24 protein-coding genes are annotated in these 21,794 nt (G+C 60.2%); 20 read left to right on the top strand and 4 right to left on the bottom strand.

Translation table 11 applies throughout. The features are described 5' to 3' along the window. Nucleotides 1-139: 139 nt before the first annotated feature. From mtgA to R0382_RS03250, 3 genes are all read right to left on the bottom strand, one after another. Nucleotides 140-871, bottom strand: a complete 732-nt coding sequence (gene mtgA / locus R0382_RS03240; protein ID WP_432722265.1) for a monofunctional biosynthetic peptidoglycan transglycosylase — start codon at nt 869-871, stop codon at nt 140-142. Between the two features lie 20 nt (nt 872-891). Beyond that, nucleotides 892-1,800, bottom strand: coding sequence for a shikimate dehydrogenase (gene aroE, locus R0382_RS03245; protein WP_432722267.1), 909 nt, complete (start codon nt 1,798-1,800; stop codon nt 892-894). Nucleotides 1,801-1,867: 67 nt separating this feature from the next. Then, complete coding sequence (locus R0382_RS03250; protein WP_432722269.1) at nt 1,868-2,320, bottom strand: rhodanese-like domain-containing protein; 453 nt, start codon at nt 2,318-2,320, stop codon at nt 1,868-1,870. Nucleotides 2,321-2,635: 315 nt separating this feature from the next. Here R0382_RS03250 and glnA point away from each other — a divergent pair, with 315 nt between their 5' ends. The 9 genes from glnA to R0382_RS03295 all read left to right on the top strand — a co-directional run bounded on the left by glnA (nt 2,636) and on the right by R0382_RS03295 (nt 10,072). Then, entirely contained in the window at nt 2,636-4,045 is a 1,410-nt protein-coding gene (glnA, locus tag R0382_RS03255; RefSeq protein ID WP_432722270.1) for a glutamate--ammonia ligase, read from the top strand. 179 nt (nt 4,046-4,224) lie between these two features. Next, nucleotides 4,225-5,508, top strand: coding sequence for a tyrosine-type recombinase/integrase (locus R0382_RS03260; RefSeq protein WP_432722272.1), 1,284 nt, complete (start codon nt 4,225-4,227; stop codon nt 5,506-5,508). Nucleotides 5,509-5,575: 67 nt separating this feature from the next. Next, nucleotides 5,576-6,223: a hypothetical protein gene (locus tag R0382_RS03265; protein WP_432722274.1), complete on the top strand. Its 648-nt coding sequence runs from the start codon at nt 5,576-5,578 to the stop codon at nt 6,221-6,223. A gap of 78 nt (nt 6,224-6,301) precedes the next feature. Then, entirely contained in the window at nt 6,302-6,532 is a 231-nt protein-coding gene (locus tag R0382_RS03270) for a helix-turn-helix transcriptional regulator (RefSeq protein ID WP_432722275.1), read from the top strand. A 21-nt stretch (nt 6,533-6,553) separates the two neighbouring features. Further along, nucleotides 6,554-6,847 (top strand): hypothetical protein, encoded by a 294-nt coding sequence (locus tag R0382_RS03275; RefSeq protein ID WP_432722277.1) that lies wholly within the window; start codon nt 6,554-6,556, stop codon nt 6,845-6,847. Further along, nucleotides 6,828-7,040 (top strand): hypothetical protein, encoded by a 213-nt coding sequence (locus R0382_RS03280; protein ID WP_432722279.1) that lies wholly within the window; start codon nt 6,828-6,830, stop codon nt 7,038-7,040. The genes R0382_RS03275 and R0382_RS03280 overlap by 20 nt, the downstream gene beginning before the upstream one ends. After that, a complete protein-coding gene (locus R0382_RS03285; RefSeq protein WP_432722281.1) occupies nt 7,010-7,798 on the top strand; it encodes a hypothetical protein in 789 nt (262 codons plus the stop codon). The genes R0382_RS03280 and R0382_RS03285 overlap by 31 nt, the downstream gene beginning before the upstream one ends. Before the next feature lie 640 nt (nt 7,799-8,438). Then, nucleotides 8,439-8,936 carry a DUF4365 domain-containing protein gene (locus R0382_RS03290; RefSeq protein WP_432722283.1) on the top strand — a complete coding sequence of 166 codons (498 nt, stop codon included), beginning with the start codon at nt 8,439-8,441 and terminating at the stop codon, nt 8,934-8,936. Beyond that, nucleotides 8,933-10,072: a hypothetical protein gene (locus tag R0382_RS03295; RefSeq protein WP_432722284.1), complete on the top strand. Its 1,140-nt coding sequence runs from the start codon at nt 8,933-8,935 to the stop codon at nt 10,070-10,072. The genes R0382_RS03290 and R0382_RS03295 overlap by 4 nt, the downstream gene beginning before the upstream one ends. Nucleotides 10,073-10,137: 65 nt before the next feature. Here the strand turns inward: R0382_RS03295 and R0382_RS03300 are convergent, their stop codons facing one another. Further along, nucleotides 10,138-10,428: a hypothetical protein gene (locus R0382_RS03300; RefSeq protein WP_432722286.1), complete on the bottom strand. Its 291-nt coding sequence runs from the start codon at nt 10,426-10,428 to the stop codon at nt 10,138-10,140. An 829-nt stretch (nt 10,429-11,257) separates the two neighbouring features. On the opposite strand from R0382_RS03300, the gene aspT (R0382_RS03305) reads away from it, so the two are divergent. The 11 genes from aspT (R0382_RS03305) (at nt 11,258) to R0382_RS03355 (ending at nt 21,515) form a co-directional block, all read left to right on the top strand. After that, on the top strand, nt 11,258-12,967 hold the full coding sequence (aspT, locus tag R0382_RS03305; protein ID WP_432722288.1) for an aspartate-alanine antiporter: 1,710 nt from the start codon (nt 11,258-11,260) through the stop codon (nt 12,965-12,967). Nucleotides 12,968-13,008: 41 nt separating this feature from the next. After that, nucleotides 13,009-14,694: an aspartate-alanine antiporter gene (gene aspT / locus R0382_RS03310; RefSeq protein ID WP_432722290.1), complete on the top strand. Its 1,686-nt coding sequence runs from the start codon at nt 13,009-13,011 to the stop codon at nt 14,692-14,694. Nucleotides 14,695-14,732: 38 nt separating this feature from the next. Then, complete coding sequence (locus R0382_RS03315; RefSeq protein ID WP_432722292.1) at nt 14,733-16,364, top strand: bifunctional aspartate transaminase/aspartate 4-decarboxylase; 1,632 nt, start codon at nt 14,733-14,735, stop codon at nt 16,362-16,364. A gap of 278 nt (nt 16,365-16,642) precedes the next feature. Then, nucleotides 16,643-16,987: a hypothetical protein gene (locus R0382_RS03320; RefSeq protein ID WP_432722294.1), complete on the top strand. Its 345-nt coding sequence runs from the start codon at nt 16,643-16,645 to the stop codon at nt 16,985-16,987. Between the two features lie 226 nt (nt 16,988-17,213). Next, the gene (locus tag R0382_RS03325; RefSeq protein ID WP_432722296.1) at nt 17,214-17,525 is read left to right on the top strand and encodes an EthD family reductase; all 312 of its coding nucleotides are present in this window, start codon (nt 17,214-17,216) and stop codon (nt 17,523-17,525) included. Then, a complete protein-coding gene (locus R0382_RS03330) occupies nt 17,522-17,866 on the top strand; it encodes a hypothetical protein (protein ID WP_432722298.1) in 345 nt (114 codons plus the stop codon). Before R0382_RS03325 ends, R0382_RS03330 begins: the two co-directional genes overlap by 4 nt. Before the next feature lie 110 nt (nt 17,867-17,976). Then, nucleotides 17,977-18,453, top strand: a complete 477-nt coding sequence (locus tag R0382_RS03335; protein ID WP_432722299.1) for an SgcJ/EcaC family oxidoreductase — start codon at nt 17,977-17,979, stop codon at nt 18,451-18,453. A gap of 109 nt (nt 18,454-18,562) precedes the next feature. Then, entirely contained in the window at nt 18,563-20,041 is a 1,479-nt protein-coding gene (locus R0382_RS03340) for a GGDEF domain-containing protein (RefSeq protein WP_432722301.1), read from the top strand. A gap of 33 nt (nt 20,042-20,074) precedes the next feature. Further along, nucleotides 20,075-20,698: an HAD family hydrolase gene (locus R0382_RS03345; RefSeq protein WP_432722303.1), complete on the top strand. Its 624-nt coding sequence runs from the start codon at nt 20,075-20,077 to the stop codon at nt 20,696-20,698. Continuing rightward, a complete protein-coding gene (locus R0382_RS03350; protein WP_432722305.1) occupies nt 20,698-20,988 on the top strand; it encodes a SelT/SelW/SelH family protein in 291 nt (96 codons plus the stop codon). Before R0382_RS03345 ends, R0382_RS03350 begins: the two co-directional genes overlap by 1 nt. A 32-nt stretch (nt 20,989-21,020) precedes the next feature. Continuing rightward, nucleotides 21,021-21,515 (top strand): DUF4124 domain-containing protein, encoded by a 495-nt coding sequence (locus R0382_RS03355; RefSeq protein ID WP_432722307.1) that lies wholly within the window; start codon nt 21,021-21,023, stop codon nt 21,513-21,515. Nucleotides 21,516-21,794: the final 279 nt, after the last annotated feature.

Consider the following 21,794-nt stretch of genomic DNA (forward strand, 5'->3'; position numbering starts at 1 on the left):
AGCGCCTGCGATAGCCTTGCCATGCTCGTTTTCCTTGTTTACGTCTGATTCCATCGTAAACCGACCTGCTGCACCGGGCGGAAAGACAATAGTAAAAAAACGTAATAAGGCGCTGTGGCGGTGCCAATCGCCCCCAGGCTTACGGAATATCGGCGTACGGCATCCGGCGGACGATGATCGCGGCCTTGCGCGCCAGACGCCGGTCGTTGCGGCGCACATCGTAGTACCGCGGATTGGTCACCATCGCGGCCAGTTTGGCCGACTGCGCTGCGCTGAGGCGTGCGGCGCCGGTACGATAGTAGTGCCGCGCGGCGGCCTCGGCGCCGTAGACGCCGTTCCCCCATTCGATCACGTTCAGATAGATTTCGAAGATGCGCCGTTTGTCGAGCAGCGCTTCGAGCATCACCGTGATCACCGCCTCCTCGGCCTTGCGCCAGGGCGTGCGGCCCGACGACAGGAACAGGTTCTTGGCCAACTGCTGACTGATGGTCGAGCCGCCGGCGACAATGCGGCCTTTCTTGAGGTTCTTTTCCCACGCGGTCTGGATGCCTTCCCAGTCGAAGCCGTCGTGATCGAGGAATTTGGCGTCCTCGGAGGCCACCAGCGCGCGCTTTAGATGGGTCGAAATCTGCGAATAATCGACCCACTGCTGCCGCAGCTCGGCGTCCGGATTGCTTGCCTCCAGCCGCGCCAGTCCCTCGGCCATGAAGGCGGTATGCGATGGGTTGATCCACCGCCACGCCAGCACGTGGGCGAAGATCCACAGATTCCACAACAGCAGCAAACCCAGCAGCAGCAGGACAATGCGGCCGATCCAGCCCGCGACCGACACGCGGCGCTTGCCCGGCGCGGGGCTTGCAAGCCGGCTCATGCTGCGGCTTCCGGTCCGGTTCATAGCGCTGCGCGCAATTGCGCCAGCACCGGTTCGACATCGGGCCGGTGACCGGTCCACAGTGCAAACGCTTCGGCCGCCTGGCCGACAAGCATGCCGAGGCCGTCGACACACTGCGCCGCACCGGCTTCGCGCGCCTGCACCAGAAACGGCGTTTCGTCGCGGCCATACATCATGTCGTAGGCCAGCGCACCGGCGGCGAACGCATCGTGGTGCATTGGAATGCCGCTGCCGCCCAGACTGGCCGACGTCGCGTTGATGATCACGTCGAACTGCGCGCCGTCGCGCCCCAGCACCGCGCGGCTGGCGACGGCCGACTTCAGCTCGACCGGCACGCCACCGACGAGGAAATCGAACGGCGCAGCGCCATACGCCGGTTGCGCCGTCAGCGGCAATCCGGTCGCTTGCAGCCAGGGCTGAACGATGTCGGCCAGCAGCGCCTCCGCTCTGGCGGTGGTGCGGTTGGCGATCACCAGCATGGCCGGCCGCTCGGCCAGCAGCGGCAGCAAGGCGCCGCGCGCCGCGCCGCCGGCACCGAGCAACAGGATGCGCTTGCCCGCAAGTTCGCCGTATCGCAGCAGGTCGGCCACCAGACCGGCGCCGTCGGTGTTGTCGCCCTCGATCCGGCCATTTTCGTGGCGGATCAGCGTGTTGACCGCGCCGGCGGCGGCGGCACGCGCGCTCAGGGTGTCGGCAAACGCGAACGCTTCTTCCTTGAACGGGACGGTGACGTTGGCACCACCCGCGCCGCTGTCGAACAGGGCGCGCGTGGCGGCGGCAAAACCGTCGAGCGGCGCCAGCAACCGCTCGTAACTGAAATCGCTCAGGCCAAATTGCGCGGCAAACGCGGCGTGAATCTGCGGGGACTTGCTGTGGGCAATCGGATTGCCGATGACGACGTAATGCATGCTGGAACCGTAGTGGAATCTGAAATCGGTGGGCCGGTGTCTCACCGTACCGGTGGCGTCTGGCCGATCAGCCTTGCACCCACGGCAGACCGGCGGCTTTCCAGCCATTCAGACGACCGCGATGCTCGACCGCATCCTTGTCGCCTTCGAAGCCTTCGAGCACGTTCAGCGCCGTCGCGTAGCCGTGCGCGGCGGCCAGTTGCGCCGCATCGTGACTGCGTGCACCACTGCGGCACAGGAACAGCACCACCGACTCGGGGTCGACCGCCGCCTTGAGCTGTTTCAGGAAATCCGGATTCGGCGTCATGGCGGGATAACGCTTCCATTCGATCAGCTCGGCCCCGGGGATGACGCCGACGAACGACCACTCGGCATGGGTGCGGACATCGACCAGTCTGGCATTCGGCAAGGTGCTCAGCAGCAGTTGCGCCTCGGCGGGGGTCACGGCGCCGGCATACGGCAAGCCTTGCGCGGCGCCACGTGCACGGGCGGTGTCAAGGATACTGGCGGCTTCACTCATGATGGATTCCTCGGCCCGGATACGCAGGCCGTCATCGTTACAGATGCCCGATTCTCGTGCGTCTGTAACGATGACGCAATACAGCACCAACATGGTGCGAAGATGACAAACGGGCACCAAAAAAAGGCGCTCACACCCCCGGTCCGGGCGTCGCAATACGGGATTGCTATTAGCGCACCTGATTGTGGCACAATGGTTCGACACTTCTATGGGGGTGGCACGGTTTATGCTTAATAGACGACCATCCCGGTCGCGGCAACGCGATTGGTCAACTCAAAATTTCCAAACTACTCTCGCACCCTAAGGAGCGTAAAGATGGCGGTAGCCGACGTTCTCAAGCTGATCCAGGACAACGACATCAAGTTTGTCGACCTGCGTTTCACCGACACCATTGGTAAAGAGCAGCACGTAACCGTGCCGGCGCACGTCGTCGACGAAGAGTGGTTCGAACAGGGTCACGCCTTCGACGGTTCGTCGATCGCAGGCTGGAAGGGCATTCAGGCTTCGGACATGCTGCTGCTGCCGGATCCGTCGACCGCCAACATCGATCCGTTCTTCGATGAGCCGACCGTCATCATCACGTGTGACGTGATCGAGCCGGCCACCGGCAAGGGCTACGACCGCGACCCGCGTTCGCTCGCCAAGCGCGCTGAAGCGTATCTGAAGACCACCGGCATCGGCGACACCGCCTACTTCGGTCCGGAACCCGAATTCTTCATCTTCGACAACATCCGCTGGAACACGGACATGTCGGGCTGCTTCGTCAAGATCGGCTCGGAAGAAGGCGCTTGGGCGACCAGCGAAAAGTTCGAAGGCGGCAACCTCGGCCACCGTCCGCGCGTCAAGGGCGGCTACTTCCCGGTCCCGCCGGTCGACAGCCACCAGGACATCCGCGCTTCGATGGTGCTGGTGCTGGAAGAGCTGGGCGTGCCGGTTGAAGTGTTCCACCACGAAGTGGCGAACGCCGGTCAGAACGAAATCGGTACCAAGTTCAGCACGCTGACCCAGCGCGCCGACTGGACCCAGATCCTCAAGTACGTGGTTCACAATGTGGCGAACCAGTACGGCAAGACCGCAACCTTCATGCCGAAGCCGATCGTTGGCGACAACGGTTCGGGCATGCACGTTCACCAGTCGATCTGGAAGGACGGCAAGAACCTGTTCGCAGGCAACGGCTACGCCGGCCTGTCGGAAACCGCGCTGTTCTACATCGGCGGCATCATCAAGCATGCCAAGGCACTGAACGCGATCACCAACCCGGGTACCAACTCGTACAAGCGTCTGGTGCCGCACTTCGAAGCCCCGGTGAAGCTGGCTTACTCGGCCAAGAACCGCTCGGCATCGATCCGCATTCCGCACGTCGCGTCGGACAAGGGCCGTCGTATCGAAGCGCGCTTCCCGGATCCGTTGGCTAACCCGTACCTGTGCTTTGCCGCGCTGCTGATGGCTGGCCTCGATGGCATCCAGAACAAGATCCACCCGGGCGATCCGGCTGACAAGAACCTGTACGATCTGCCGCCGGAAGAAGACAAGCTGATCCCGACCGTCTGCTCGTCGCTCGACGAAGCGCTGGATTCGCTGGACAAGGATCGCGAGTTCCTGACCCGCGGCGGCGTCTTCACCGACGAATGGATCGATTCGTACATCGAGCTGAAGATGGGCGACGTCAACCGCACCCGCATGAACGTGCATCCGGTTGAATTCGACATGTACTACTCGCTGTGATGTAAAGGTCTGTTTCATACAGACCCACAACATCCCAGAAACCCGCACACAGCTTGGCTTGTGCGGGTTTTTTCATGCCCATATGACTTCAAGGTTTCCCAGCAAAGCCTGCAGTATTTGCCCTCAATCTGTCCCCCGTCCTACCATTTAGCCATTGAACCAGTCAAAACGGGGGACAAATGCCGCTTACCGAGCTGCAATGCAAGAACGCCAAACCCAGCGGGAAGGAGTATCAGATTGCCGACGGTGACGGCCTTACTCTGCTGGTCCGCGAAAAGGGGACGAAGCTCTGGCGCTACGAGTACCGATTGAACGGCAAGAAGACCAAGATCAGTTACGGCAACTATCCCGAACTCAGCATCAGTGATGCGCGCAAGCTGCATGCCGTCGCCCGACATCTGGTTGAGCTAGGCAGGCATCCGGCCGAGGTGCTCGATAGCTTCGAGAACAAGCGCATGATCTTGAGCGGCCACAGCCTCAAAGAAACCGAAGCCAAAGCAGAACACGATGCCGCTGAAGCATTGCTCAATGCACGCATGACCTTCGGAGAAGCGGCCGATCGTTACAAGACCGAGTGGGTTGATCGCAACTGGAAGAACCCAGACAAAGGCTTCTCGCCTGCACGTCTCCACCTACTACCGAAGCTCGCAGACTTGGCTTTGGATGCCATTGATACCTCCACGGTTCGCGAACTGCTCTATGACATCCGCGAGCGACGTGGCGTACAAGCAGCGCTGGGAGCGCACGGCTGGGCCTCTCGCATCTTCGACTACGCGCAGGAACACAGCTGGACCAAGCACAACCCCGCGCAGCAGATTAAAGCCGCACGCATCGGCACACCCGGCAAACGCAGCCGCTGGCTGCCAACCCCGGAAATACGCCGTTACCTTGCCGGGTTGTACCAGTCCGAGAGCTATCGAGGTTACAAGCTCGCCCTGCATCTGCTGCTCATGCTCGCTTTACGCAAGAACGAGCTATGCGGTGCCAGCTGGGCAGAGTTCGATCTTGAAAACCGGGAATGGCTGATTCCTGCCAGCCGGATGAAAAGCAAGAAAGAACATCGCGTTTTCCTGCCAACCCAAGCAGTCGAAATGCTGCAAGAACTGCAACGGTTGGGGAGCGGCAGCGAGTGGGTGCTGCCAATGCCGACCAATCTGAGACGAGCAATGAACGGCAACAACCTGGATGGTGCTCATGCTGCAGCCATCAATGCGGCCGGCATTGAAGACTATGTGATTCATGATCATCGACACACTGCCAGCACGCAACTGCGCGAGCTTGGACACATGCCGGAAGTTGTTGAGGCAGCCTTAAGCCACGCCATTCCCGGCATCGCCGGCGTCTACTCGCATGCTCAATACAAAGAGCAGCGATTAAAAATGTTGCAGGAGTGGGCGGATTTTCTTGATCGCACGATGAATGAACAGATCATCATTCAAGCAACTTTTCGGAAAACAGCCTAATCGGACGCTTGACACAGCTGAGCAGCCAAGACGATGACAATGTACTGAAACTACAACGGAAGCACGGATGATGACGGAAAGTCCACTAAAGAAATTCGAGAAAGAGATACTTGAAGCAATTGGCCAGAATTGCCCTATGCCAACAAAACAAGATCGGCAAAATGTCCTGTTACGACTACTTCGCTGGCACGTTCCACTCCTTGGAGGGAAAGCCTATCTTGCCGATCGCACTGAAGCAGATTTAGCGTATGAATGCCTAAGCAACTTGATTGAATACTTAAGACTAAGCGACCTAACGGATGAGGAAGAAACCCTTGTGCATCAGGTAGAAAATAACATATTAGGAAAGAGCTTAAAAATAACCTTGGCCATTTTTGGCAAAGATGAATTACAAGGAAGGAACACAAGGGATTTAAGAAGAGTGCGAGCACAAGCCATATTCGAATCGGAAACAGCAGAACTAAGAGAGCCAGAAAAAATTAACAGTCTCTTCGACGAACAGAAAAATGAAATAACATGGGAAGCAAAACTTGCCACCTTTCGTGCTTACTTCCCGAAAATACCAGATGAAGAAATAAAAGAATGGAACAGCCACAAGTCAGAAATGGAGTACAAGCGAACGGTAAAAATTATTGACCCCTTACTAAGGACTGCAGGGCTTTTAGATAAGAAAAAAACAGGCAGGCCCAGAAATTCAAAAAATAGACCGAAGTAGTTTTCAGGTTTGTTTTTCTTACCGCTGGTCTCATAGCATTCCGTTCCGTACCGTCCGGTGCCTAATCAAAGGAACGCTATGCAGCAGCACACCCTCACGCCTGAGCCGCAAGTCTCAGCTCCCGCCTCCTCCCGCATCCTGCGTCTGAAACAGGTCATTGCCATCACCGGCCTCGCTCGCTCAAGCATTTACCGAGCCGAGGGAGCCGGGCGCTTCCCGCATCGCGTCAAACTTGGACCGAACTCTGTCGGATGGCGTTCTGACGAAATCGAAGCATGGCTGGCAGCCCTGCCTCGCCGTACGCACTAATCCATCACGACAGGACATCACATGAACTACTTCTTCATCGATCAATTCGATCACGACCACATCATGGATGACGCTCAATTGCTGCATCTTCAGCACATTGGCCACCAGACGATCAAGGTCATCACGCACCGTGATGATGACTTGACGATCATCGGCCCCATTGAGAATGGCGACAAATACATGGTCATTGATGGCAACTCTCAAGCCTATGGCGGCAGCGTGCATGATCACGTGCGGTATTGCGCAAAAGAGCAGTTTCTTGCCGAGGACCTGTCAAAGGCCAAAGGGGGTATGAATGTTCATTCAGAAAATTGACATGAACGCTTATGCACACGTCATGGCCACGGGGCGCGAGGAGCAGGAGCGAACGCTTGATGCAGGCATACAAACCATTCACTCGATTGAATATGCCGGGCAACACATTGTGATTGTTGGTCCGCTGCCAGGTGCGGATTACGCGTTGATTTCTGAATCGCTATGCGTGCCCGCAATATTCATGAACTGCTAATTGCAGAACAGGACCGGGCTGGGGGCGACTTCACGAGCTGGATTGTGCAGATACAGCAGCTCACTGTACCAAAGCTGATTGCATCGCTTCGGCATCAGCGCAACCCGGCCCGGCGCTGGATACTGCAGCTCACGTTGGCAAAACAGGGGGTGCCTCCGGCGCTTCGTGGCCTCCCCTGTTCCGACGATTTGGACGACCCACAGCGCGCGTATGAATGGTGGCTGGCGGATGTAGATTGGCTCCGGCGAGTATACCCAACACATGTGCCGGCCTACGAGCGTTGGCGACGCTTGTTTACCCCGCAAAGCTCGCCTGCGGGCGCCAGCTGGCACAAGACCGCCCTTTGGGTCTACGGCCATGCGGAGCGCTCTGCCGCGTACTACGCACGAGGTTTAGCCCTTACCCCAAAGCAACGCGACGAATTGGCGTGGCTGTGCGGCCGGGACGTGCACCTCACACGCAGAAAGCTGCAAAGGCTTCATCAAGACAAGGACAAACTACTTCGAGAGCAAATGGCACGCCGGGACAAGTCGGGCAGCACGAACAGCCGGTCGGTACTGGAGCGCCGCATTCAACTGATGGACATACACGTCCTGACCGGCCGCCACAGCACCCGGACGGCCAAGTACTACAACCGCCTCAACGGAGAGCACATCACCCGGCAGGCGGCTGAGAAGCAGCTCTCCAAGCTCGACGAACTTTGCCGCCAGCTGCAACGCAAGGAGAAGCGCCAATCTGATACAAATTGCCCTGTATAGCTGGGGGCGTCTGTCCTTAGGACAGACAAAACAAACCAGCCTGAAACCCGCGCCGTTGCTGGCGCAAATGGGGTTGCAGCAATCAGCAGCAGAAGGGGTTGCATCACATGAGGGCACTGCACCCCCTTCCACTACCAAGTGGCCAACCTCCCGGCCGAGGATCTGCTCACGGTCGTCGAAGCGAGCGAACCGATCAGAAGAAAAGATTTAACCGGGCATCTAGACAAGATTACTGCTCAGCAACGCTTGAAAAAGCAACGTTTCGACCTGCACTGGCTTGCAAAATCACTGCGAAGTATGCGTACCGGACGTCGGGATGTTGTCCCTTGAGAAGTGCACAGAAAATGTCGAAAGAGGCATGGATACTGGCTTTTAGGCAAGTTCCGACCTCAAGGCAGCCTTGTGCAAACCTTTCCTTTTCCTAGTGAAAATCATGTCAGCTGCCTCGTCCATCCAGATGAATTTTGAGGCAGTCAACATCCGCCAATCGGTGGTAACCAATAGCCACCGCATGACATGTAAGCAACAAGAATAATCAAGAAAGAACGAAAGAAGATTTATGACAGAAAATTTCGTTAAAATTCATGCAAACGAAAATAGCGCTCGCGATGCGGGTACATAATACTGAGGACAGTCTGTAGTGGACATCGGGAAGAGGAAAGAGCAGTTCAATGTCGCGTATGTACATGCGATGGCGGCCCAAGCAGGTCTTAATCCAAGCCACCCCCAGGTCGATGACGACAGCATAGACATTCAATTGCAAGGCAAAGGCTTCCCAGGCCTACGTCGTAACCCGATGGTTCAGTTGCAGCTGAAATGCACATCGCAGGACGTAGTGTCTGGGGGAGTCATCAAGTTTCCTCTGCCACGAAAAAACTACGACGACCTCCGCGGTAGCGACGTTATTTGCCCACGCTACCTTGTCGTACTGCTAGTACCTGAAGAGCATGAGCGGTGGGTTGAACACCATAGCGCGCACATGTCATTGCACAACACATGCTATTGGCTGTCGCTAAAAGACTATCCGAGCACAACGAATACGACCACGGTGACTGTTGATATCCCGCTTGCTCAGCGGTTGACAACAACGAGCCTCCGGCACTTGTTGACGCTAGCCAGCAATGGGGAAAGCGCATGACACGGGACGAGGTTGCCAAAAAACTCCACGATGTTACGCCCGCCCACCTCGAAGCCTATCTGTTCGAAAATGGCTGGGTACACGATGGGGACATCTCCGAACTGGCGTCGATATGGCATCGCCCCGAGCCGAAGCATGTTGACGTAGAGGTTTTGCTGCCGCGCTCAAAGTCGGCGAGAGACTTCAAGGAACGCATAATTGACGCATTGATGACACTGGCTGCGTTCGAGGAACGCTCTCCCATCGTGATCATGAAAGCAGCGATAGGCCACCTCGCGGACTTGGTTCGCATTCGCGTATTTCACAACGATGTTAACGAGGGAACAATCCCAATCAACGACGGCGTGCTACTTAACCTACGGGCACGAGACCTTATGGCCTCTGCAGCAATGTCCACAACGTCAAAACGACGGTACTTCTCCGGAAAACGTTCGCCGGAAGCAATAGCTTTCATTGACTCGCTGCGTCTTGGGCAAACGGAGGTCGGAAGCTATATCGTAAATATCATTGCTCCGACTTCGCCAGCATCGCGTGATCAGCAGTCATTGGACACCGTTCCGTTATCGAACATAGTGACGGCGAACCTGACCACAAGCCTTGACGCCCTAATGTCCGCAATTGATAAGTTCGCAGCTGAGGGTAATCTCGCCGTGTTCGATGAGGCAGTAGCATGCGGAGCAAGCGCCAACATGTGCGATGCCCTCATAGGACTGAGCGGTACTGAGAAAAAACGCGGCTTCGAGATTTCAATCACACCATCGAGGAACCACACTTACACCTCTCAGGTAAAGACGTTTCGCTTTGATGTCGAGAAAGTAGGCAGAATGGCTGATGCTTCCGCCTACTACAAAGATAATTACGTCTTACCAGCACAAACAATTCTCGGGACCATCAAGCGCCTCGATAGACCGCTTGAGGAAGAGATAGGTACAGTTACCATCGCAGCTACGGTGGGGGGCATGGAAAAACATGTCTCTATTCAATTGGGGCCTGATGAGTACCTAGATGCAGTCAATGCACACAAACAAAAATCTGCAGTTCAGTGCACAGGTGATCTGCATGTTTCTGCGCGAGCAGCAAAGATGCTCAATCCGACGGGCTTCAAGGTCCTCACAAGTGGCGAACTGTTTCCCTAATAACGCGTAGCGATCTCATCACGAACTTGGTTTAGTGCCCAAGTAATTGCCCGGTCATGGTGCAGTCATTCACCACTAGTCCTCAAATGGGTTTGCAGTTCGTGAATGAGGGTTCCTACTGCGGTCCAGACGCCACCGATCAGCAGCCCGATCAGCGAGACCGCGATGCCAACGTACCGCAGCTCGAAGTAGTTCCGGTATTCCAGTCCGTCGCTGGTGCTGACCAGCCCGCGAGCGCTCCAGCCATAAAGCATGAACAGCGCAATCGTACTGACCGCCATGATGGTGATGCCGGTACTCCAAAGCAGGGAGCTTGCTTGGGGCTTGGTGGTGTCGGGGACAAGCTGTTCGGTCATGTGCAGGTTCTCCAGATTCAGTGTGCCGGCTGAATCGCCGGGCGCTGAGTCTAGTGGAGAGGCATGCCGCAGCAAGTGCCCCGCCTACCTGAGCTTTGGATTGTCGCCTTCCTCGTACACATCCATCGCTCCACGCCTTCAACACAAACCGTCAAGCCTCTATTCCATGTGCCAGCAACACGGGAAGAGCGAAGTCCTAGAAAAAACGACTTTCTCTGCCTCCATCCACGCCACGTCCTGCGGGCCTATGGGAGCTTGCCCTTGGAGAGCCGACCTCCAAAAAATCCGACCCGATTTTCGTCTCGCGGTCCTGCCGTCCCCCATCCTGTCCCCTGTTTATAGAAATTGAGCAGTAATACCAGTAAAAACATAGCAACATGTACTACTCGCTGCAACGCGGTCTCTCCAGTCGCGCTCAGGCGCCTCTGGAAACACCCAGAACCCCGCACCGATATCCGGTCGCGGGGTTTTTTTACGCCCGTACCGTACCTGCCTCGCCGAACTCGAACTCACCCGGTACCCAAGAAAACGGAGGGGCTCACGTCGCGCACCGAGCCGCCATGCCGGACTCAAGGTCGACGATCGCAAACCCTTCGGCGCAGATGGCCAGGACCTCCCGGTTTGCACAACCGCTGGCAAATCAAGAAGCCTTCTTGCAGGCAACTGATCAATAGAACAACAGTATCGACTAACAACAAAAATTCTGGCTCTTGAAACTTAAAACTTTACATGACGATGGCAACATGTAAGTCTTTAAAAGAAGTTTCAAATAAAACAGTTGCAAGTACTCTTGGTCACGAGTTCAAGCATCTGAAAGACAGAGCCACGTATGCCTGAATCGCCACTCGTGTTGCTGCAAGAAAACCCCGCCATCGCATTGTTCCTTGCATTGACGGCAGGCTACGCCATTGGCCGTATCCGTTTTGGGCCGATCCAGCTCGGCGGCGTCTGCGGCACGCTGCTTGCGGCGCTGCTGATTGGCAACTTCGTTGATGTCCAGCCCGCGCCGGGCATCAAATCGCTGTTTTTCGCCCTCTTCATCTTCGCGCTCGGCTACGCCGGCGGGCCGCAGTTCTTTGCCAACCTGAACGCGAAGGGGCTGCGCCTCGGGCTTTTGTGTGCCGTAGAGGTCGCGGTGGTGCTGGCGCTGGTGATGGGTGCAACCTGGCTTTTCGGCCTCGATCAGGGCACCGCCGCGGGCTTGATGGCCGGCGCCGCCACCGAGTCTGCCGTGGTCGGGACGGCCTCCGATGCCGTTTCCAAACTGCCACTGGCGCCGGACGTGATCCAGAAGCTGCAGGCCAACGTCGTGACGGCCTACTCGATCACCTATGTCTTTGGCCTGATCGCCATTGTCATTGCCACCAGCCAGCTGTTTCCGCTGCTGCTGAAAATCAACCTCAAGAAGGACGCCGAAGCGCTCTGGCAGCAGATGGGCGGGCTAAATGGCAGCGAGGACGACACCGATCTGCAGGCGGCCCCCGAGGTGGTCGGACGCATTTACCGCATCGAAGCCGCGGCGGGAAAGCGGGTTGCCGACATCGAGACCGGCGTCGACGGCAAGGCCATCATCGAGCGGATCCGGCGTCATGGGAAACTGATCGATGCGACACCGGAACTGGTCCTGCAACAGGGCGATGCCGTCCTGCTTACCGGCCAGCGCGACAGTGTCCTGGCCTGCAGCCTCTTGCTGGGGCCCGAGGTCGCGCACGTTGCCGGGCTCGATTTCGCGGTAGAGATCGAAGACGTCGTCTTCAACCGCCGCGACCTGGCGAAACAGGCACTGGGCGAGCTGCGCCGCGAGTTTCGCCGGACCGGGCTCAGCGAAGGGGTCCACCTGCTGGAAATACGCCGGCTGGGTGAGCCGCTGCCGCTGCTGCCCGACCTTCGCCTTCAGCCCGGCGACGTGATCCGCCTGCAGGGCTCGCCGCGCGACATCGCCAGAGTCAGCGCGCACATCGGCCGGCGCATCGACAAATCCGACGAAACCGACTTCACCTACGCCGGACTTGGCATCGTGCTCGGCATTCTGGTTGGCGCGCTGGGCGTGAAAATCGGCGGCGTCAATTTCTCGCTTGGCACCGGCGGCGGTGCGCTGCTGAGCGGCCTGCTGTTCGGCTGGTTTCAGGCACTGCGCCCCGACGTGGGCCATATTCCGGCCTCGGCGATCGAACTGATGAAAGACCTCGGTCTGGCAATGTTCATCGCCTGCGTCGGGCTGTCCTCGGGGCCGCAGGCAATGGCGCTGATCAAGAGCTACGGCATCGCGCTACCGATTACCGGCGTGCTGATCGCGCTGGTCCCGGCGACGCTGTCGCTGCTGCTCGGGCGTTTCGTCCTGAAGCTCGACAGCCCCGTGCTGCTCGGTGCCATTGCCGGCCAGCAATGCAGCACGCCGGCGCTGAGCGCCGTGGTCAACGCCGCCGGCAACACCACGCCGCTGCTCGGCTACACGATTACCTACGCCATTTCCAACATCGTGCTGCCGCTGATGGGGCCGCTGATCATTTTTCTGGCAGGTCAGATCGTCGTTCACTGACCCGCTTTTCCTGCAGTTGACCAACTAAAGAGGTGCGCACCGTGGATTGGTTACACGAAATCTTCAAGCGATCTCCAGAGATAGCGTTATTCCTCTCTCTGGCGCTCGGTTACCGAATCGGCAAGATCAATTTCGGCAAGTTCCAGCTGGGTGGTGTCGCCGGTTCGTTGCTGGTCGCGGTCGTGATCAGCCAGGTCGGCGTGTCGATCGATCCGGGCGTCAAGTCGGTGCTGTTTGCGCTGTTCATTTACGCGGTCGGTTATGAGAGCGGTCCGCAGTTCTTCAACTCGCTTGGCAAGCAGTCGATCCGCGAAATCATTCTCGCCATCGTCCTGTCCGCCACCGGTCTGCTGACCGTGGTCGTGCTGGCCAAGCTGACCGGGCTCGACAAAGGGCTTGCAGCCGGTATTGCAGCCGGTGGCCTGACGCAGTCGGCCATCATCGGCACGGCGGGCGATGCCCTTGCCAAGCTCGGTTTGCCGGCGGAGGAACTCACTCAGCTCCAGGCCAATGTCGCCATCGGCTATGCGGTGACCTATGTATTCGGCTCGTTCGGCGCGATCATCGTCTGCGTCAACATCCTGCCGAAGTTCATGGGCCGCAGCATCCGTGACGACGCCATCGCGGCCGAAAGCGCCATGCAGGCCGGCGTGCAGGTACTCGGACCGGGGCAGCTCGCAGCGGTGCCGCAACTTGTTGGCCGGGTGTACCGCGTCGATAAGGCCGCCGGGCGTACCGTCGGTGAAATCGAGCAGTCGTCGACACCGCCGACCACGATCGAACGGGTCAAGCGCGGCGGCCAGATCATCGCCGCGCCGGCCGAGTTCGTCCTGTCGCAGGACGACATCGTGCTGCTGGTCGGCCGGCGTACCGCCGTGCTCGAACAGGCCGGCGCGATCGGCCGCGAAGTCCACGGCGAAGCCGGCATGGACATCGCGATGCAGCGCATCGACATCGTGGTCACCAGCAAGCGGCTGCAGAACAAGTCGCTTGGCCAGATCGCCGCCGAAGCCTCGCCCGAGGTACGTCACGGCGCCTACGCGGTCGGGCTTTCGCGGATGGGCAAACCGTTGTCGATGTCGCCGGACACCATCGTCCAGACCGGTGACGTACTCACCGTCTACGGCGCGGAAAAGGACGTGAGTCGTGTTGCCGGGCTGGTGGGCTACACCGTGATCCACACCGAAAAAACCGACTTCGTCTACATGGGCGCCGGTCTGGTGGTCGGCCTGCTGATCGGTTTGCTGGTCGTCAAGATCGGCTCGATTCCGCTCACGCTGGGCAGCGGCGGCGGCGCGCTGCTCTCGGGTCTGCTGTTCGGCTGGTACCGGGCCAAGAAACAGACCTTCGGCGCCATGCCGGGCGGCGCGGTGCAGATTCTCAAAGACCTCGGCCTTGCCGGCTTTGTCGTCGTCGTCGGCTTGTCGTCGGGCCTGCAGGCGGTCGAGACCGTCCGCGAGCACGGCTTCACGATCTTCCTCGTCGGCGTTGCGGTCACCATCATTCCGCTGCTGCTGACGATGCTGTTCGGCCGCTATGTGCTGCGCTACGACAACGTCGCCGTGTTCGCCGGTGCACTGTCGGGTTCGCGCAGCGCCAATCCGGCCTTCGGCGAAATCCTCGACAAGGCAGAAAACTCGATTCCCACCGTACCGTTCGCGATCACCTATGCGCTGGCCAACGTGCTGCTCACGTTGCTCGGTCCGCTGGTCATCGCCTTCATGTAATCCCGTCGGCCCAAGCACGCATTCACAAGGAGTACACCATGAGTTTCAACAACATCGAAGATTTCTCCGGTCTCAGCCCGTTCGAGCTGAAGGATGTGCTGATCAAGGCAGCCAGCCAGAGCGACAAGCTGATGCTCAATGCCGGCCGTGGCAACCCGAACTTCCTTGCCACCGTGCCGCGACACGGTTTCTTCCAGTTCGGCCTGTTTGCGATGACCGAATCGGAGCGCTCCTTCATCTACATGCCCGAAGGCGTCGGCGGTTTCCCGCAGCGCGACGGGATCGAAGCGCGTTTCGAGATTTTCACCAAGGCCCACGCCGGCACGCCGGGCATCGCCTTCATCGAGTCCGCCGTCTCCTATGTCCGCGACCAGCTCGGGCTGTCGGCCGGTGACTTCATCTACGAAATGTGTGAAGCCATCCTCGGCTGCAACTATCCGGTGCCGGATCGGATGCTGGTGCTGAGCGAGAAAATCGTCGCGCAATACATCCATCGCGAGATGATCGGCACCCACCCGTTCAAGGGCCATTTCGACATGTACGCGGTCGAAGGCGGCACGGCGGCGATGACCTATCTGTTCAACAGCCTGCGTGAAAACCACCTGATCGAGAAAGGCGACACGATCGCGCTGGGCATGCCGATCTTCACGCCCTACATCGAAATTCCCGAGCTCAACGACTACCAGCTCAACGTCGTGCATGTGAATGCGCCGCCGGAAAACAACTGGCAGTTCACGACCAAGGAACTCGACAAGCTGCTCGACCCGAAGGTCAAGGCCTTCTTCCTCGTCAACCCGAGCAATCCGCCGTCGACGAAGATCAGCGACGAAGTGCTGGAATACATCGCCGGCATCGTCAAGCAGCGCCCGGACCTGATCATCCTGACCGACGACGTCTACGGCACCTTTGCCGACAACTTCGTCTCGCTGTTCGCGATCTGCCCGTACAACACCATCCTGGTCTACTCGTACTCGAAGTATTTCGGCGCGACCGGCTGGCGTCTGGGCGTGGTGGCAACGCACGAGGACAACGTGTTCGACGCCAGCATCGCCAAGCTGCCGGAAGCCAAGAAAAAGCAGCTGGACGAACGCTACGGTTCGATCACCACCGAACCGCGCAAGCTCAAGTTCATCGACCGTCTGGTCGCCGACAGCCGCACCGTCGCGCTCAACCACACCGCCGGTCTGTCGACGCCGGTGCAGGCGCAGATGGCGCTGTTCTCGCTGTTCGCGCTGATGGACGAGCCGGAGGCGTACAAGAGCGCGATGAAGCGCATCGTCCGTCGCCGCAAGGTCGCGCTCTATCGTGAGCTGGGCCTGCCGGTGCCGCATGATTCGAACACCATCGACTACTACCACCTGCTCGATTGGGAAACGATCCTGACCCAGCTGTACGACAAGGATTTCGCCGACTGGCTGTTCAGCTCGCTCAAGCCGAACGAAGGCTTGCTGCGGCTGGCGGAAGAAACCGGCATCGTCCTGCTGCCGGGCCAGGGTTTCGGCACCACCAATCCGTCGGGTCGCGTCTCGCTCGCCAACCTGAACGAGTCGGACTACGCGCGGATTGGCGCGGCGATCCGCAAGATCGCGGCCGAAGCCTATGCTCGCTATGAAGCAGCAGGTGGCAAGAAGGCACCGAAAGGCGGCACGGCAAAGAAGTCGAAAAAATAAGCGGCGTCACGCACTGAACACCGCCCCCCGAAGCCCCGCAGCGATGCGGGGCTTTTTCATGAAACTCAGCAATCAAAGTAAGGCGTCGGCAGGACGATTCACTTACGTTACCGGGATTGCCTTTGACCCACCCGCAAGACCTCGGTGATGCCCGCCTCCGCCGACTACCGGTACCGCGCCGATGAGCGCTTCGACTTCGAATCCTGGCGCCAGCAGTGCCCGCCGATGGCATCCGGCCTGCCAGGTCCGATCGGTTTGCAGTCTGCCGGGGCGCTGCCGTGATCAAGCAGTTCGTCCTCGATTACCTGCTTCCGGGGCTCGTGAGTACCGGGCTGTGCAGCTTTCTGCTGTTCGTCCTGTTTGCGCGCCTGACCTACGACTATCTGGCGACGCATTATCACGACCTGCTGTCGTCACGACCGACCAACGGGCTGCACGACTCCGATGCCAACGGCGCCTTCATGGCCGACGTCTGGCAGGTCGGGCGCAACGGCGAATGGCGCCGGATCGATTCGCCGTTCTGGCGGGGCTTCTTCTGGCTGACGATGACGACCGGCGGCCTCATGCTAGTCAGCCTGACCGGCCTGATAGCGATCTTCATGTTCCCGCACTGGTGGCGCTAGCAACGCCCGATGCTCCGACACCCGGACAGCCGCCGGTCCGTCCTGCCATGAGCCTGATACCGGCCGGGGCATGAAAGGCCACACGGCAAGGACATCGAAAGTGCGTGCAAGCGCTGCGGCAATACGGAGCCTTTCTGTTGCATGAACAGCAACGACTACATACTTTCCATAAGGTGAATTACCTAGTCAGTCTAAAGTGGATTTTTTACCCGCAATGGAGACTCCGGTGATCCTTGCCTCTGCCTACTACCCGTACAGTGCCGACGCGCGCTTCGACTTCGATTACTACCGCCAGCAGCATCTGCCGATGGTGCTGCGGCTGCTGGGTCCCTTCGGCTTGCAGCGCGCCGAGGTGGTCCGTGGCGTTCCGGCACTCGACGGCGCCACGCCGCGCTTTCTGGCCGTCGGCCAGCTGTACTTCACCGATCTTGCACGTCTGGCCGACGGACTGGCGGCCCATGGTGACGACATCCTCGCCGACGTTCCCAATTACACCGATCTCACGCCCGACATCCAGCTCGCCGAGGTGCTCGCATGATCAAGCAGTTCGTACTCGACACGCTGATTCCGCTACTGGTGTCCGGCAGCCTGGGGGGTTTTCTGTTGTTCGTGCTGCTGGCGCGGCTGGTCTACGACCATCTGGAAACGCATTACCGCGACGCCCTGTCGTCCCCGGCCACGCACGGATTTCTCGAAACCGATTCGATGGGCGGCTATATGGCCGAAGTCTGGCGTGTCGGCCGTAGCGGCGATTGGCGGCGGATCGAATCGCCGTTCTGGCGTGGCTTTTTCTGGCTGGCGATCACCGCCGGCGGCGTGATGCTGCTGAGCTTGGTCGGCATGATCACGATCTTCATGTTTCCCAGCTGGTGGCGCTGACCGCATGGCGGCAGGAAACCGCCGTCCATCTCCCGGGCACGAACCTTATGGCGTCGCAATGCACTGAGCGTGGGCGCAATTCGCGCCCCTTGATTTCTCAGGACTTTCCCATGCATTCATTTCCCCTCGCCTTGTTTGCCGCCGCCAGCCTGACCCTGTCTGGCACGGCCCTTGCCAAGGCGCCCAGCTGCGCCAAGACCGGTGACGCCGCCGTCGCCGGCCTGTTCGACCAATGGAACGCCGCGCTGGCGACGAACAACCCGGACAAGGTGGCCGACCGCTACTGGCCCGATGCGGTGCTGCTGCCGACGGTCTCGAACACGCCGCGCACCGACCGCGCCAGCATCCGTGCCTATTTCGTCGATTTCCTGCAAAAGCATCCGCAAGGCAAGATCGACACCCGCACGATCAAGATCAACTGCAATACCGCTGTCGACATGGGCACCTACACGTTTACGCTGCAGGACAAGGACGGCCACAGCAAGCAGGTCGCGGCGCGCTACACCTATGTGTACGAAAATCGCGGCGGCAGCTGGAAGATCCTGCACCACCATTCGTCGGCAATGCCGGAAGCGGTCACCAAGTAATCAACCCCGCAAACCGCCAGTCAGTCTGGCGGCGCGCACATCCGACAAACGGCGACTGCCGGACCAGCGGCAGGAATATGCTAAGTGAATCAATTGCTTGGCACCGCCCATGCGCTTGCTCCGCCTTTTTGCCGGCACGCCCAACCGGCTTGCGCTCACGCTCACGGCGCTGTACGTGCTGTGCGGCTATGGCAGCGTTTTTCTGGCGCGACTGGCGGCGGGGCCACTGCCGGTGCTCGAATTCGCCGCCGGCGCTGGCCTGATCTGCCTGCTGCTCGGCGGCCGGCGCGGTTATGTCAGCGTCTGGCTTGGCAGCGTCATCGTCCAGCTGCCGCAACTGGCGATGATGCTCGAGCTGCAATCGGCGCTGCTGCTCGCCGTGCTGCTGGCGCTGGTCAGCGTTACCGAAGCTCATCTCGCACGCATCGGCTGGCGCAACAGCGAGATGCGCATCCGTCACCCGCTGCTGCGCGAACCGCGCGAACTTGCCCACTTCTGGCTCTACGTGGCGATGCTGCCGCCGCTGCTGACCCAGCCGCTGCAGCTGCTGTTGCTGAACCTCGCCGGCATCGGCAGCGAACGCAGCCTGATCGAAACCGGCTGGTACCTGATGATGCTGATCCTCGGGCACGCCAGCGGACTGTTCCTGCTTGGCCCCTGCTATGCCGGCTGGCGCGACCGCGGCCGCTGGCCACGCCTGAACTCGCTGCCGTGGTGGTGGATCGCCGCCTTCGTTGCCGTGCTGGCCTGCGCCTTCCTCGTTTACCGTCACACGCTGATGCTGGTGCTGCCGCTATTGCTGGTGATGGCAATTCAGCACGGCCTGCCGGGAACCGGGTTGGCGATGCTGATGCTGGCGCTCGCCAGCGTGACCGCCACCGCGCGCGGCCTGGGCATCTTCGCCGGCGGCATGCCCGGGCTGTCGTTTCTCAATCTGCAGGTCTTCCTGTTCTCGACCGGTTTCATGCTGCACTACCTCGCGCTCGCGCAGTCGCTGCTGCTGCGTCACCGGATGCGGCTCGAGGCCGAAGTCATCGCGCGCACCGAGGCGCTGGCGGCAAGCAATGCCAAGCTGGCCGAGCTGGCGACCATCGATGCACTGACCGGCGTGCGCAACCGGCGCGAATGGCTGCGCCGCGCGACCGAGCAATTGCTGCAGGCAAGGCGCTATCCTGCGCCGCTGAGCGTGCTGGTGCTCGACCTCGACCACTTCAAGCTGATCAACGACCGGCACGGCCACCATGCCGGCGATCTGGCGCTGTGCGCCGCCTGCGATGCCTGCACCGCCGCACTGCGCGTCAGCGACAGCTTCGGCCGCTGGGGCGGCGAGGAGTTCGCCGTGCTGCTGCCGGCCACCAGCGAGGAGGAATCGCGCCGCGTCGCCGAAAAGCTGCGCCAGACCATCGCCGCCATCCGCATTCCGCTCGACACCGGCGCGGTCATCCGCATCACCGTCAGCATCGGCATGGCATCGCTGCGCGACGACGATCACGACCTCGAGCGCCTGATCCGCCGCGCCGACGACGCGCTGTATCGGGCCAAACGCGGCGGCCGTGATTGCGTCGTCTGCGACAACGGCGACGGGTAGAATGGCACGCCCTGCCCCTACGTTCGGTCCGCCATGCCACTACGCGCCGTTGTCTTCGATTTCGGCGGGGTCCTGTTCGACTGGAACCCCGACTACCTGTACCGCAAGCTGATTCCGGACGCGGACGAGCGACGCTGGTTCCTCGAACAGGTCTGCAACCCGGCGTGGAATCTGCGGCAGGACGGCGGCCGGCCATTCAGCGAGGCCACGGCGGCGCTGATCACCGAGCATCCGCAGCACGCCGCCAACATTCGTGCATTCTCCGAGCGCTGGCCCGAGACACTGGCCGGCACGCTGGCGGATGGCGTCGCGCTGATGGAAGCGCTCGAGGCCGCCGACGTGCCGCTGTACGGACTGACCAACTGGTCGGCCGAAACCTTTCCGTACGCGTGGCAGCACTACCCGCTGCTGCACCGCTTCCGCGACATCGTTGTCTCCGGCCGGCTCAAGCTGATCAAGCCCGATCCGGCGATCTACGCCGAGATGCACGCGCGCATCAATCGTGACCTGCCCGGCATCGCCGCGCACGAGCTGGCCTTCATCGACGACAGCCGCAAGAACGCCGACGCCGCCAGCGACCTCGGCTGGCACGGCATCCACCACACCAGTGCCGCCGATACCGCCGCACGGCTGCGCCAGCTCGGACTGCATTTCTGATGGACGCCACCAAGCCCCGCATCACCATTCTCTATTGCACCCAGTGCCAGTGGCTGCTGCGCGCCGCCTGGCTGGCGCAGGAGCTGCTGACGACCTTTGTCGACGAAATCGGCGAAGTTGCCCTGCAACCAGGCAGCGGCGGCGTGTTCCAGATCCACGTGAACGACGTGCTGGTCTGGGACCGCAAGGCCGAGGGTGGCTTCCCCGAAGCCAAGGTGCTCAAGCAGCGCGTGCGCGACGTGATCGCGCCCGACAAGCCGCTGGGCCACAGTGATCGGCCGGCCTCCTGACGCCGCGACGAGGCTGTGTTAGCGTTTCGCCCATGAAACCGTTTTACCTGCTGCTCGCCGCCCTGCTCCTGCCCGTGTTCGCCCACGCCGACATCTACAAATATGTCGACGAAAACGGCCACGTCACCTTCACCAATACGCCGATGAAGGGTGCGCAACGCATCTACGTCGACTCGATTTCGGTCATTCCGGGACCGAGCAGCAGCAAGCCGCGCACCAAAACCGCCGGCACCACCGCCCCCCGCGTCAGCAGCCCGTCGCCGGCCGACTTCCCCAAGGTCGACGCGGCAACGCAGAAAAGCCGCGACAGCAATCGCAAGCAGATCCTGCTGGACGAGCTGGGCAGCGAGAAGACCGCGCTCGCCAATGCCAAGCAGGCGCTGGCCGATGCCGAGAACACGCGCAGCGCCGAGGAAAAAGCCAATCCGCAACGCTATGTCGAGCGCCTTGGCCGGCTGCGCGACGCTTCGGTCATGCACGAAAAGAACGTCGCCGCGTTGACCAACGAACTCAACCGGCTGCGCTGACCCGAAGCGCTGCGAACAAAGCAGCTGACGCGGCGCCCGCTTGCCGTACATCCGCTGCGGTCGATGTTGCCCGCAGCCTGCCCGTTGCGCCGTGCGCACAGCGCTTGAGGGCGTTCGCCGCGCGACGCCATCGGCGAGGCATCGGGCACGATGCAATGCGCCCATCTCATCCCCCACTGCTGCATTCCGGCCCGTCCGCACGCACAATGCACTACTATGGTGCATCAACTTATTCGCGATGACCCGCTCGCCGTGCATTCCGTGTCGCTTCTCGCTGGC

This window comes from Jeongeupia wiesaeckerbachi (assembly GCF_050916355.1).
In the GTDB taxonomy this organism is placed as follows: domain Bacteria; phylum Pseudomonadota; class Gammaproteobacteria; order Burkholderiales; family Chitinibacteraceae; genus Jeongeupia; species Jeongeupia wiesaeckerbachi.